Source organism: Arthrobacter sp. P1_A5, assembly GCF_056406825.1.
On sequence record NZ_JBFTZL010000121.1, the window covers coordinates 1 to 12,244 of the forward strand.

General features: G+C 67.6%; 9 protein-coding genes, 2 tRNA genes and 1 pseudogene. 4 read left to right on the forward strand and 8 right to left on the reverse strand.

Translation table 11 applies throughout. The features are described from left to right. Window positions 1–461, forward strand: a 461-nt coding sequence (locus AC1D1S_RS14965; protein ID WP_476994811.1) for an anti-sigma factor, incomplete at its 5' end; no start/stop codon positions are given. A 152-nt stretch (window positions 462–613) separates the two neighbouring features. Here AC1D1S_RS14965 and AC1D1S_RS14970 read toward each other — a convergent pair. From AC1D1S_RS14970 to AC1D1S_RS14995, 6 genes and pseudogenes are all read right to left on the reverse strand, one after another. After that, a pseudogene (locus tag AC1D1S_RS14970) lies at window positions 614–1,689 on the reverse strand (GntT/GntP/DsdX family permease). A gap of 45 nt (window positions 1,690–1,734) precedes the next feature. After that, entirely contained in the window at window positions 1,735–2,265 is a 531-nt protein-coding gene (locus AC1D1S_RS14975; protein WP_028277966.1) for a gluconokinase, read from the reverse strand. Between the two features lie 75 nt (window positions 2,266–2,340). Next, entirely contained in the window at window positions 2,341–3,120 is a 780-nt protein-coding gene (locus tag AC1D1S_RS14980) for a PIG-L deacetylase family protein (protein WP_223913938.1), read from the reverse strand. Window positions 3,121–3,124: 4 nt separating this feature from the next. Further along, window positions 3,125–4,075, reverse strand: coding sequence for an electron transfer flavoprotein subunit alpha/FixB family protein (locus tag AC1D1S_RS14985; RefSeq protein WP_223913937.1), 951 nt, complete (start codon window positions 4,073–4,075; stop codon window positions 3,125–3,127). A gap of 16 nt (window positions 4,076–4,091) precedes the next feature. After that, window positions 4,092–4,892, reverse strand: a complete 801-nt coding sequence (locus AC1D1S_RS14990; protein WP_028277963.1) for an electron transfer flavoprotein subunit beta/FixA family protein — start codon at window positions 4,890–4,892, stop codon at window positions 4,092–4,094. Window positions 4,893–5,147: 255 nt separating this feature from the next. After that, on the reverse strand, window positions 5,148–6,902 hold the full coding sequence (locus tag AC1D1S_RS14995) for a S1C family serine protease (RefSeq protein ID WP_476994812.1): 1,755 nt from the start codon (window positions 6,900–6,902) through the stop codon (window positions 5,148–5,150). 297 nt (window positions 6,903–7,199) lie between these two features. Between AC1D1S_RS14995 and AC1D1S_RS15000 the strand changes: the two genes are divergently transcribed. The 3 genes from AC1D1S_RS15000 to AC1D1S_RS15010 all read left to right on the forward strand — a co-directional run bounded on the left by AC1D1S_RS15000 (window position 7,200) and on the right by AC1D1S_RS15010 (window position 11,761). Further along, window positions 7,200–9,263 (forward strand): TPM domain-containing protein, encoded by a 2,064-nt coding sequence (locus AC1D1S_RS15000; protein WP_243181174.1) that lies wholly within the window; start codon window positions 7,200–7,202, stop codon window positions 9,261–9,263. A 156-nt stretch (window positions 9,264–9,419) separates the two neighbouring features. Beyond that, complete coding sequence (locus AC1D1S_RS15005; RefSeq protein WP_028277175.1) at window positions 9,420–10,211, forward strand: PspA/IM30 family protein; 792 nt, start codon at window positions 9,420–9,422, stop codon at window positions 10,209–10,211. Window positions 10,212–10,336: 125 nt separating this feature from the next. After that, window positions 10,337–11,761 (forward strand): cryptochrome/photolyase family protein, encoded by a 1,425-nt coding sequence (locus tag AC1D1S_RS15010; protein ID WP_243181172.1) that lies wholly within the window; start codon window positions 10,337–10,339, stop codon window positions 11,759–11,761. A gap of 97 nt (window positions 11,762–11,858) precedes the next feature. Here AC1D1S_RS15010 and AC1D1S_RS15015 read toward each other — a convergent pair. Both AC1D1S_RS15015 and AC1D1S_RS15020 read right to left on the reverse strand, forming a co-directional pair. After that, window positions 11,859–11,932, reverse strand: a tRNA-Met gene (locus AC1D1S_RS15015). 234 nt (window positions 11,933–12,166) lie between these two features. Next, a tRNA-Met gene (locus AC1D1S_RS15020) sits at window positions 12,167–12,240 on the reverse strand. Window positions 12,241–12,244: the final 4 nt, after the last annotated feature.

Below are 12,244 nucleotides of genomic sequence, written 5' to 3' on the forward strand. Positions count from 1 at the left end.
GGGAAGAGCGCCGGCGGCCGCAGGGCATGCGGAACTGGCTTATTGGCGTCGCCGCAGCAGCCGTGATCGCCCTGGGCGGTGTGGGCGTCGGAGCCTACGTGGCCAACCAGAACGATCCCCTAAATCAGGTAATGCAGGCCAGCGACGTCCGCCAGGCCACCGTCGACGTCAACGGCGGCGGCACCGCCACCGTGTCGATTTCCCCGTCCAAGGATGCCGCCGTCGTCAAAATGAACGGCGTCCCGGCCCCGCCCGTGGGCAAGGTCTACCAGATGTGGCTGATCCCCAAGGACGGCTCGGCCCCGGTCTCGCAGGGCCTCATGGACGCTGAAGCCCTGTCCAAGCCCGCGGTGGTCAAGGGCATCGGTTCCGCGGCCGCGCTGGGCATCACCGTGGAGCCCGAAGGCGGATCCGCGTCACCTACCCTGCCGACCGTCGCCGCCGCACCGCTGGACGCCTAGCCACCCGCAGGACACAGCAGGCCACCCGCACGCGCAAAGCCGCCCGGGCCTTGGCTCCTTCCGTAGAAGGACTCAAGGCCCGGGCGGCTTTGTGTTGTGACCGGCGGACGGACCGACCGGCGGACGTCCCGCCGGGCCGGCTTCCCGCCCGGCTAAATGACCAGCGAGAGCAGCATGACCAGGCCGAAGCTCACCACGGAGATCAGCGTTTCCATGACGGACCAGGTCTTGAAGGTCTGGCCCACCGTGAGTCCGAACAGCTCCTTGACCAGCCAGAACCCGGCGTCGTTCACGTGCGAGAAGAACAGCGAGCCCGCCCCGATCGCGAGGGCCAGGAGGGCGGCGTGCGTCGGCGACAGCGAACTGGCCAGCGGTGCCACGATGCCGGCGGCCGTCACGGTGGCGACGGTGGCCGAGCCTGTCGCCAGGCGCAGGGCAACGGCCACGATGAAGCCGAGCACCAGCACGGACATGTTGGTCCCCTCGGCCCAGGCCTTCACGGAGTCTCCCACGCCGGCACCAATCAGCGTCTGCTTGAAGCCGCCGCCTGCGCCGACAATCAGGATGATCCCCGCGATCGGGCCCAGGCTGGCAGCGATCTTGCTCGTAATCTTGGCGCCGTTGAGGCCCACGGCGTAGCCGAAGGTCACCATGGCCAGCAGGACGGCCAGGGTCATCGCCACCAGCGGCTGCCCGACGAAGTCGAAGAACATCCGGATCGCGGGGGCCGTCTTGGGGTCCGGCCAGATGATGTGGCGATGCGCATCAGGGGCATCTTGGAGCGCTGCGTGACCAGGACGATCACCGGCAGCAGCAGGACGAGCCCGATCTCGAAGAACATCGGCAGGCCGATGATCACGGCTACGAGCGTGATGGACCAGACCAGCTTGTTTCCGGTGGCCTTGGCCAGGAGGGTGTCGACCACTCGGTTGGCGCCGCCGGAGTCCGCGAGCAGCTTGCCCAGCATCGCGCCGAGGGCGACCAGCAGACCGACTTCCTTCAGGACGCCGCCCACGCCGTCCTCGAAGTTGATGATCACCTTGGCCGGTTCCACACCGGCGGCGAGGCCGACGAATCCTGACCCCAGAATCAGGGCCAGGAAGGGGTGGAACTTGAATTTGGCGATCAGGACCACGAGCAGGGCGATGCCCAGACCCGCGATGATCAGTAGTTGGGTATTGACGCCGGTCCCGGCCTCAACGGCAGCCGGAAGCTGCATTGCTATCAGTGATTTCACAAAAAATTCCTTGGTCGCGGCGAAACGCGGGAAGGCTCAGGGCCTGGCGTCGGCGGCGTCGAGATTAAGTCGGGTGATGATTTCCTGTGCTTCTTCCGCCGGCGTTGCGGAGACGGACAGGGAGATGAAGTTTTCGTCTGCCGTGGGGGCTTCGAGCGCGTCGAACTGGGACTCCAGCAGGGCCGGGGGCATGAAGTGCCCGTGGCGGGAGGCCAGCCGGTCGGAGATCTTGTCCCGTGATCCCTCGAGGAACACGAAAACCACCCCTTCGCCGCGCAGGACGTCCCGGTAGCGCTTCTTCAGCGCCGAACAGGTCACGACGCCGGGATTCCCGGCGCCGGTGTGGGCCCGGATCCAGTCGGCAATGCTTTCGAGCCAGGGCCACCGGTCCTCGTCGGTCAGCGGCTGTCCTGCGTGCATCTTTGCCACGTTTGATTCGGGGTGCAGGTCGTCGCCTTCGGCGAGGTCCCAGCCCAGCCTGCCGGCCAGAAGTCCCGCGACAGTTGATTTGCCGGATCCGGAGACGCCCATGATCACAAGAACGGGGTGTTGCGCAGTCTTCGCCATCAAAGTCTGCCTTCCATCAAATAAATATGATTTAAACAGAGGCCAGCATATGGCAGAGGTTGTGCTGCAGCAACACTAGAAACCGGCGATGGTCCCCTGGCCGTTGACTGTTACGACATGGAAGGCCTCGGCGCTGCGGCCGGCGGGAAGTCCGGCGCGGGCCCCGGTGCCGAGCATGAGGCCGCGGACCGTGCGCTCCATGGCGTCGACGTCGGGATGCTGGCTGACGTGGATGTGGATGGCGGCCAGCTTGCTCTCCACATGCCCGGTGACGTCCACGAAGTGGTTTTCGCGCTCTTCCGGCCCGGCGAAGAGCCACAGCCAGGGCAATTTGTAGGCCTCCAGCCCGGATTCGGCCAGTTCCGGGTACGCGAACGGGTTTTCCAGCGCGGGGTACACGGCACGGGTCACCGCCTCACCCACGGCCAGATGATCCGGATGGCTCTTCTGGATACGGTTCCAGTTGCGCTCCGGATGCATGGAGAGCACGACGTCGGGCCGGAGCTGCCGGATCAGGCGCACCACCTCGCGCATCACCTCATGCGAGGGTTCGAGGTAGCCGTCACGCTGGTGCAGGTAATGGATGTCCGTGACGCCGACCAGGGCGGCGGCGCGCTGCTGCTCCGCAACCCGCAGCCGCACAATTTCCTCGCGCTGCTCCGGATCAAAGCCGCCGGCGTCGCCGTCGGTCATGATGCAGTAGCTGACCTGAACTCCGGCGGCGGTCCAGGCTGCAACCGTGCCGGCTGCGCCGAAATCGATGTCGTCCGGGTGGGCCGTGAAACAAAGCACCCGTTCAATCCGGGTGGTCTCCGGGTCGAACGGGCTTTGTGCCGGGACGGCGGTGGTGCTCATGCGGTCAGCCTCTGCGCTTCTTGATTTCGGCGGTGGCCTGCGGCAGGACCTGGAAGAGGTCGCCTACAATGCCGAAGTCCGCGATCTCGAAAACCGGCGATTCGGCGTCCTTGTTCACGGCCACGATCACCTTCGCGGTCTGCATGCCTGCCTTCTGCTGGATGGCGCCGGAAATGCCCGCGGAGATGTAGAGCTGCGGGGCGACGGTCTTGCCTGTCTGGCCGATCTGCGCGTCGTGGCCGATCCAGCCGGCGTCCGTGGCAGCCCGCGAGGCTCCGATGGCCGCGCCGAGGGCGTCGGCGAGTTCCTCCAGGGGACCAAAGTTGCCGTCCACGCCACGGCCGCCGGCCACGACGATCCGCGCCTCGGACAGATCGGGGCGTCCGCTGGCAGGCTTATCGGTGCGCGCCGTAACCCGGGCGGCAGCCGCGGTCACGTCAGGGACCTGGACAGTGATGCTCTCCGGCGCCGTGCCGGTGACCGCGGGCTCGGGCGTGATGCTGTTGGGCTTCACGGTCAGCACGGAAACGGGTGTCACCGCCTTCGCGGCGCTGGTGTAGGACCCGGCCAGGACCGACTTGTGCGCCGTTCCGTCGGGGTCCACGGCCACGACGTCGGTGATGACGCCGGCGCCGAGCCTGATGCCGAGCCGGGCGGCAATTTCCTTGCCCTCGGCCGAGTTCTCGGCCAGGACCACGCCCGCACCGGCGGCGGCCGCGGCCGCGGCCAGGAACGCCGCCTTGGGTCCGACGAGGTAGTCGTCGAGGTCCGTGGCGGACGGGCGGTACAGTGCCTGGGCGCCGTACGCGGCCAGGGTCGAGGCGGCGTCGTCGTGCAGTTCGCCGTTGACGGCGGCGACAGTCTCGCCCAGGGACCGGGCGATGGTGAGCAGTTCCAGGCTCGACTTCTTCAGCGCCGCACCGGGGTTGTCGATGAAAACGAGTACTTTTGCCATGTTCGGATAATCCCCTTTAGAGCAGCTTCTGGGCGGCCAGGAACTCGACCAGCTGGATGCCGGCGTCGCCTTCGTCGGTGATGATGGTGCCGGCCGTCCGCGGCGGCCGGGCCTCTGCGGTCTCGACGGCGGTCCAGGAGCCGGACTGGCCCACCTGGGCCGCGTCCACGCCGATGTCGGCAAGGCTCAAGGTGGTGATGGTTTTCTTCTTCGCCGCCATGATGCCCTTGAAGTTCGGGTACCGCGGATCATTGATCTGGTCGGTGACGGAAACGACGGCCGGCAGTGTGGCCTCGATGGTGTCCGCGTGGGTGTCGCCGTCGCGGCGGGCGGTGAGCTTGCCGGCGTCGAGCTCCAGGGACGCGGCGAAGGTTACCTGTGGGAGGCCCAGCCGCTCAGCGAGCTGTGCCGGGACCAGCGAGGTCTCGCCGTCCGTGGAGGCCATCCCGGTGAGGATGAGGTCCGCGGGGACGTCCGCGCCCAGGTGGCGGATCGCGGCGGCCAGCGCCAGCGACGTGGCCGCGGCATCCGAACCGGCCAGGGCCTCATCGCTGAGGTGCACGCCTTCCGTGGCGCCGATCTGGAGGGACTTCTTCACCGCATTTACTGCCCCGGCCGGACCCATGCTCAGCGCAATGACCTTGTTGCCGGCCGCCTCTCCGCCGCGGGCCTCGGTCAGCTGCAGCGCAGCTTCCAGTGCGTATTCATCCAGTTCGGACAGGATGCTTTCGGAGCGGTCCACCGTGTTGGCCTCACCTGTGAGGTGGCGGTCGAACTGCGCATCCGGGACGTGCTTGACCAGCACAATGATTTTCAGAGTTTCTTCCACTGTGTCTACAGCAGCCTTCCATGCGGGTGGACAGCCGCCCCTGACGGGGTCATGGCCACGGAATGCCCGGTAGCCGGGCTGTTCCTAGCTAACCATATAGCCGCCGGGCAGCGCGGCCAGGGTTAAGGTCTGTGTCAGTGAACTGGCCCGGGACGGCAAAGGCCGGGCCGCACCTTTGCGGTGCCGCCCGGCCTGTTTGCTGCTGCCTTGATTTACAGCTGCGCTGTTTGCTTTCGCCCAGCTCTACTGCTCGGCTGCGGCCCCGAGCGTCACGTCGACGTCCTTGAGCTGGCCGCCGCGCAGCACCGTCACCTTGACCGTGGCCCCGGCGGCCTGTTCCCGCACCGCCGCGGTGAGCTGGTTGGGATCGCTGATGGTCAGGTTCTGGAACTTCGTCACGACGTCGCCGACCTTGATGCCGGCCTTGTCTGCGGCCGAGCCGGACTCGACGGTCGCGACCTCCGCGCCCACCGAGAACCCGGAGGAGGACGAGCCTGCGGCCTTGGGCTTCACGCTGACGCCGAACTGCCCGTGGGTGGCTTTGCCGGCGCTGATGATCTCCTGGGCCACACGCTTGGCGTTGTTGATGGGAATGCTGAAGCCCACGCCGATGTTGCCGCTGCTGCTTCCGCTGGCCGCGTCGCCGCCGGCGGAGGCGATCGCGACGTTGACGCCGATGATTTCGCCCTTGGTGTTCACCAGCGCGCCGCCGGAATTACCCGGGTTGATGGCCGCGTCCGTCTGGATGACGTTGATCGAGATGGATCCCTGATCCGCGGTGCTCGGAGTCTCGCCGCCGCCGGGGGGCGCGAACTGGAAGCCCTGGTCACCGCCCTGGGAGTTGTCCGCACCGCCCTTCGGCGCAGCCGAGGATGCCACGCTGATGGTCCGGTTCAGGGTTGAGACGATGCCGTCGGTGACTGTGCCGGTGAGTCCCAGCGGCGATCCAATGGCGACGGCGGTGTCACCGACGTTCAGCTTGCCCGAGTCACCGAGAGTTGCCGGGACCAGTCCCGAGGGGTTGTCGATCTTGATCACGGCGAGGTCGGAAAGCGGGTCGGTACCGACGATCTTCGCGGAGTAGACCTTGCCGTCGCTCGTCCGGACCTCCATGGTGGCGTTCGCGGCCTTGCCGTCGAGCGTCACCACGTGGGTGTTGGTCAGCACATGGCCCTGGGTGTCGAGGATGATCCCGCTGCCGGTGCCGCCGTCGCTGCCGCTGGTCGCTTTGATGGTCACCACACTGGGGGAAGCCTTGAGGGCGGCGGCGCTGATGGCGTTGACATCCTCCCTGTTGTTGACGATCACCGGACCGGCCTGGCTCGTGTTGCTCGCGGCGGACGGGGAAAGGCGGTCGCCCAACAGGGCGTTGCTGCCGGCCACCACGCCGCCGCCGATCAGGCCGGCGGCCACGATGCTGGCCACGAGGGTGGGGACGCCGAATGCCGCCTTGCGCTTGGGGGCGTGCGCCGGGTCGTTCGCAAAGCCGGGGCCGGAAGGGTAGGACGGGCCCGGCTGCGGCTGGCCGCCGTAAGGGTTGGCGCCGTAGTGGGACTGGCCGTACTGGGTTTGCTGCGACTGGCCGTACGGGGTTTGCTGCGACTGGCCGTACGGGGTTTGCTGGGACTGGCCATAGGGCGGGTGGCCGGGCTGGGCGGGCTGGCCCTGGCCGGCCTGGGAGAACCCGCCGTACGGGCCGGTCTGCTGGGCCGGGGCGCCGATCTGCTGGGTATCCGCGGCGGAGGGCTGGTGCTGCTGGTACACCGGACGCGGTGCGCCGTCCTCGGCGCGGTCCAGCCGGAGGGTCGGGCTCTCGGGCGCCGGGCTTCCGGCTACTGAGGTTTCGGACGTCGTGCTTTCGGATGCCGGATTTCCCGGTGCCGCCTCAGGCGCGCGGCCGGCATGCGGCTGCTCCGGCGAGCCCTCCCGCACTCCCGCCGGTTCCTGGTTCTGTTGTGTCGGCTCCGGTGACACACCCGGCACTGGGTTCTCAGTCATGAGACTTCCTTTCGTCCTCGTCTGCCTAATAACTATGAACGCTCAGGCTGACACTAGAGCGGACATTTGCTGGGAGGTTCCTGAACGGACAGTTTGCGGCCTGCGGGCCCGTGTTTCCCAGTTTAAGCCCGTTTCGCTGGTGGCATATTCCCCTAGGTGGACTGCCTTTTGGGTGCACCATAGAATCAAATGGAAATGCCACAGCGACCTGCGGCTTTACATCTGCGTGGGGGCGCTGCTGCTTTCTGTGACGGCTGGTTCGACCGAACCGGTCCCAGAAGTGCTGAAGGGTTGCACATGCGGTCTAAGTTGAATCGTTTCCTCGCCGTCTTTGGCGTCGCTGGATTGCTGGCGCTCCCCGCCGCTCCGGCCCTGGCCGAAGATCCGGTGGCCATTCCGTCCGGGCAGAACATCGTGGACAGCGCGAACGTGCTCGGCAGCCGCAAGGCCGAAGTCCAGGACGCCATCCAGAAGCTCCTCAAGGACCACAAGTACAACCTCTACGTCATCACGGCAAAGACGTTCGAGAATCCTGCCGACCCCGCGGGGTGGGCCCAGGCCGTCGCGACCAACAAGGGTATGGGCAAGGCCGACGTCATCCTGACCATGTCCGACGACGGCAAGTACTACTTCTCCCCTGCCAGGGCCAGCGCGATCTATCCCAAGACCGACAGCATCGTCCAGAACGCCATCGTGCCGAACCTGGCCGGCGGAAAGCGCGACTTCGCCCAGGCCGCCATTGATACGGCCGCTGCGGTGGGCGACGCGGCCGGCGGCGGCAGCGGAACGGTGCCCTCCGGCGCCGGGGCGGGCAGCGCCGTCCTCGTCGGAGTCGGCGTCGTGGCTGTGGGCGGTGCGGGAACGTACCTGTACCTGCGCAGCCGCCGGAAGAAGGCCCTGCAAAGTTCGGGGGCGTCAGCCGGGGCCCAGGGCGGGCAGCCGGACCCGCTGGCGGGGCTCAGCGTGGCCGAGCTGCGCCGGAAGAGCGATTCGCTGCTGATCGAGGCCGATGACGCCATCAAGTCCAGCGAGCAGGAGCTGGGATTCGCCCAGGCCCAATACGGGGACGCCGCGGTGGGCAATTTCACCAAGGCTTTGCAGGAGGCCAAGGGCCACATGACGGAATCGTTCAAGCTGCAGCAGCAACTTGACGACCACATTCCCGACACCGAGGAGCAGCAACGGAGCTGGCTCGTTGAAATCATCGGCCGCTCCGAAGCCGCGCTGGCATCGCTGCAGGAACAGAAAGCCGATTTCGACTCCCTCCGGGAGCTGGAAAAGAACGCCCCGCAGGCCCTCGCCGCCGTCGGCGCCGGCGCCGCGGACGCCCAGGCAAAGCTTGCCGCCGCCGAACAGTCGCTGACCGATCTGCGGGCCAAGTACGCCGAGAGCGCCCTGGTCCAGGTCGCGGACAACATCAAACAGGCCAAGGAACGTCTCGACTTCGTGCAGAATGCCTCCACGGCGGCGCAGGAAAAGCTCGCCGCGGGTGAAAGCAGCCTCGCCGCGGTCGCCGTCCGCGCCGCCGAGGAAAGCCTGCACCAGACGAACGTGCTGATCGGCGCCATCACCAAGGTGGCCGGCAGCCTCGACGAGGCACGCAACAGCCTGGAAGCCGCCGTCGTCGATACCGCGCAGGACCTGGCCCAGGCGAAGGCGATGATCCAGTCCGGCGCCCATCCGGAACTTGCCGGCCCCGTGGCTGCGGCGGAAGCCGCGCTCGCCCAGGTCAAAACGGAAATCCAGGGCGGCAAGATTGATCCGATCGCGACGCTGGAACGGGTCGTCACGGCCCACCAGGCACTCGACCAGTCCCTGGCCGGAATCCGCGACCAGCAGGACCAGGCGCGCCGGGCCCAAGCCTCACTGCAGCAGAGCATCATGTCGGCCCAGGCCCAGATCAGCGCGACGTCGGACTACATCACCGCCCGCCGCGGCGGCGTAGGCACCGATGCGCGCACACGCCTGGCGGAAGCCCAGCGGAACCTGGACTATGCGCTCTCCATTTCCCGCACCGACCCCGTCACGGCCTTGCAGTACGCACAGCAGGCCTACGCGCTGGCGGCACAGGCCGCGCAGCTGGCCCAGTCCGACGTCGACCAATTCGGCGGCTACGCCAACCAGGGCCAAGGCTACGGCCGGGGCGGCATGTTCGGCGGCAGCGGCGGGGGCGGCCTCGGCGGCGCGATCCTCGGCGGAATCCTCATCAATTCGATCCTCCACGGCGGAGGCGGCGGAGGCTGGGGCGGCGGCGGAGGCGGCTGGGGCGGCGGAGGCGGGGATGACTCCGGCGGCGGCTGGGGCGGCGGCGACTTTGGCGGCGGCGGAGACTTCGGCGGCGGGGACTCCGGCAGTTTCTAGCCTGTTCGCCACCCCCGCAGGGGACAAAGTGGGAAGCAGCAGCAGGAAACTTTACAGACCACGCGCCGGCCGCAAGGACCCGGACAGCGGACAGATGCGATACATCATCGATCACTGGAATCAGTGAGACAACGGAGCAGGACGAAAGGTAACACCATGGTTAAGCAGTCCATTTTCGGCCGCATGGCGCAGCTGGCGAAGGCAAACATCAATTCGCTGCTGGACCAGGCCGAAGATCCGCAGAAAATGCTGGACCAGATGGTCCGTGACTACACGAACAACATCGCGGAGGCAGAGTCCGCCGTGGCCCAGACCATCGGCAACCTGCGCATGCTCCAGGACGACTACAACGAGGACGTCCGCAACGCCCAGGACTGGGGCAGAAAGGCCCTCGCAGCCTCGCGCAAGGCCGACGAATACCGGGCGAAGGGTGACGTCGGCGATGCCGAGAAGTTCGACAACCTGGCCAAGGTGGCCCTGCAGCGCCAGATGGGTTCCGAGAACGAGGCCAAGGCCGCGGAGCCGAGCATCGCGTCCCAGACCGAGGTGGTGGACAAGCTCAAGCACGGCCTCGACCAGATGAAGGGCAAGCTCAACGAACTGACCAGCAAGCGCAATGAGCTGGTGGCCCGGTCCAAGACCGTGCAGGCCCAGAGCCAGGTCCACGACGCCCTCAAGAGCATCAACATTATGGACCCCACCTCCGAGGTGGGCCGCTTCGAACAGAAGATCCGCCGCGAGGAAGCCAAGGTCCGCGGCCAGCAGGAGCTCGCCGAGTCGAGCCTGGACGCCCAGTTCAATTCGCTGGAAGATCTTGGCGAGCAGACCGAGATCGAAGCCCGGCTGGCAGCGCTGAAGTCCGGCGGCTCCCCCGCTGCCATCGGCACCGGCGAAAAGAGCGCCGAGTCCGGTTCCACGGTCGAGGAAGCCGACTTCGACAAGCTCTGACCCGCCGGTCCGGCACTTCCGCAGGACTGCTGCACGCTTCAGGCCCGGCCCTCGTTGTGCCCTGTGTGGCCCCATGTCTCACCGCACCGGCGCCCGCGGCGGCGGCGCGCGTGTACCGTGGATCCATGTCTGCGACCCTTGTGTGGCTCCGTGATGACCTCCGGCTGGATGACAATCCTGCTCTGGCGGAGGCCGCCGCCCTGCACCAACCCCTGACCGTCGTCTATGTCCTGGATGAGGAGTCACCCGGCATCCGGCCGCTGGGCGGGGCGGTGAAGTGGTGGCTCCACCATTCCCTGGCCGGCCTGGCCGCAGCGCTGGAGGCCACTGGCTCGCGGCTGGTGCTCCGCCGCGGCCCCGCCGCCCGGGTCATCCAGGACCTCGCGGTGGAAACGTCGGCAGACGCCCTGCTGTGGAACCGCCGCTACGGCGGCCCTGAACGCGCCGTCGACGCCGGCCTAAAGAGCTGGGCCGGCGGGGAGGGCCTCAACGCCACGAGCTTCCAGGCGAACCTCATGTTCGAGCCGTGGACCGTGCGCACCGGCAGCGGGGGCCCCTACAAGGTCTTCACGCCGTTCTGGAAGGCCTGCCTGGCCGGTGCCGAGCCCCGGCAGCCGCTGGCGGCTCCGGACCAGCTGCCGGGCCCTGCACGCACCCGCAGCGGCGGCCTGCCGGCGAGCGAAACGCTCGAAAGCTGGGGCCTGCTCCCCCGGAGCCCGGACTGGAGCCCGGGGCTGGCCGACACCTGGACGCCAGGAGAAGCCGGCGCCCTCAGCCGCCTCGAGGACTTCGTGGACGGCCCGGCCGCAGAGTACGGCACCGGCCGCGACGTCCCGGGCGTCGAGGGCACCAGCCGGCTCTCCCCGCATCTGCGCTTTGGCGAAATCAGCCCTTTCCGGATCTGGCACACGCTGCGCCACAGCTTTGCGGCGGGGGCGCCGGCCGACGTCGGGATCTTCCGTTCCGAACTTGGCTGGCGGGAATTCTGCTGGCAGCTGCTGTACGAGAATCCGGATCTGGCGACACGGAACTACCGGCCGGAGTTCGACCGCTTTCAATGGCAGCCGGCGTCGGGCGACGAGCTCCAGGCCTGGCAGCAGGGCCGGACGGGCTACCCGATGGTGGACGCGGGCATGCGCCAGCTCTGGCAGACGGGCTGGATGCACAACCGCGTGCGGATGGCGGCCGCGTCCTTCCTGGTAAAGAACCTGCTGGCCGACTGGCGGCTGGGCGAGGCCTGGTTCTGGGACACGCTGGTGGACGCCGATGCCGCGAGCAATCCGGCCAACTGGCAGTGGGTGGCGGGCTCGGGTGCCGACGCGTCGCCGTACTTCCGGATCTTCAACCCGGTCACGCAGAGCAAGAAGTTCGACGCCGCCGGTCGTTACCTGCGCGGGTACATTCCCGAGCTCGCCGCGCTGGACGACAAAACCGTCCACGAGCCCTGGAAGGCCGACAGCGCCGCCCCCGGCTACCCCGCACCGATCGTGGACCTTGCAGAGTCCCGGGCGCGGGCGCTGGCAACCTATCAGCGGCTCAAGGACGGCTGAGAGCCGGCACAGGGGCGCCGCCGGCGTTGCCCGCCACCGCGGACTTAAAGCGAAAGGTCCGGAACACTGTTTCCAGTGTTCCGGACCTTTTCTCCAGTTGCGGGGACAGGATTTGAACCTGTGACCTCTGGGTTATGAGCCCAGCGAGCTACCGAACTGCTCCACCCCGCGTCGCWWGATCAACTCTACCCTAGTTTCCGGACCGCCCTGACCACGTGCCCAGTCCGGCCCAGCCGGCGTCCAGTCCGGCCCATCCAGGTCGATGGACTGCGGGCCGGGCCGCTCGAGGGGTCGCCCCTTTTGTCCTATGACCGGTTTCCCGGTTTCCGGCTTCCGGACCGTCCCCAGCGGCTTAAAGCAAAAGGTCCGGAACACTGTTTCCAGTGTTYCGGACCTTTTCTCCAGTTGCGGGGACAGGATTTGAACCTGTGACCTCTGGGTTATGAGCCCAGCGAGCTACCGAACTGCTCCACCCCGCGTCGC

Excerpts from the sequence above, each read along its gene's own strand:
- AC1D1S_RS14975 (WP_028277966.1), bottom strand. The coding sequence starts at position 2,265 with ATGGCGAAGACTGCGCAACACCCCGTTCTTGTGATCATGGGCGTCTCC.
- AC1D1S_RS14980 (WP_223913938.1), bottom strand. The coding sequence starts at position 3,120 with ATGAGCACCACCGCCGTCCCGGCACAAAGCCCGTTCGACCCGGAGACC.
- AC1D1S_RS14985 (WP_223913937.1), bottom strand. The coding sequence starts at position 4,075 with ATGGCAAAAGTACTCGTTTTCATCGACAACCCCGGTGCGGCGCTGAAG.
- AC1D1S_RS14995 (WP_476994812.1), bottom strand. The coding sequence starts at position 6,902 with ATGACTGAGAACCCAGTGCCGGGTGTGTCACCGGAGCCGACACAACAG.
- AC1D1S_RS15000 (WP_243181174.1), top strand. The coding sequence starts at position 7,200 with ATGCGGTCTAAGTTGAATCGTTTCCTCGCCGTCTTTGGCGTCGCTGGA.
- AC1D1S_RS15005 (WP_028277175.1), top strand. The coding sequence starts at position 9,420 with ATGGTTAAGCAGTCCATTTTCGGCCGCATGGCGCAGCTGGCGAAGGCA.
- AC1D1S_RS15010 (WP_243181172.1), top strand. The coding sequence starts at position 10,337 with ATGTCTGCGACCCTTGTGTGGCTCCGTGATGACCTCCGGCTGGATGAC.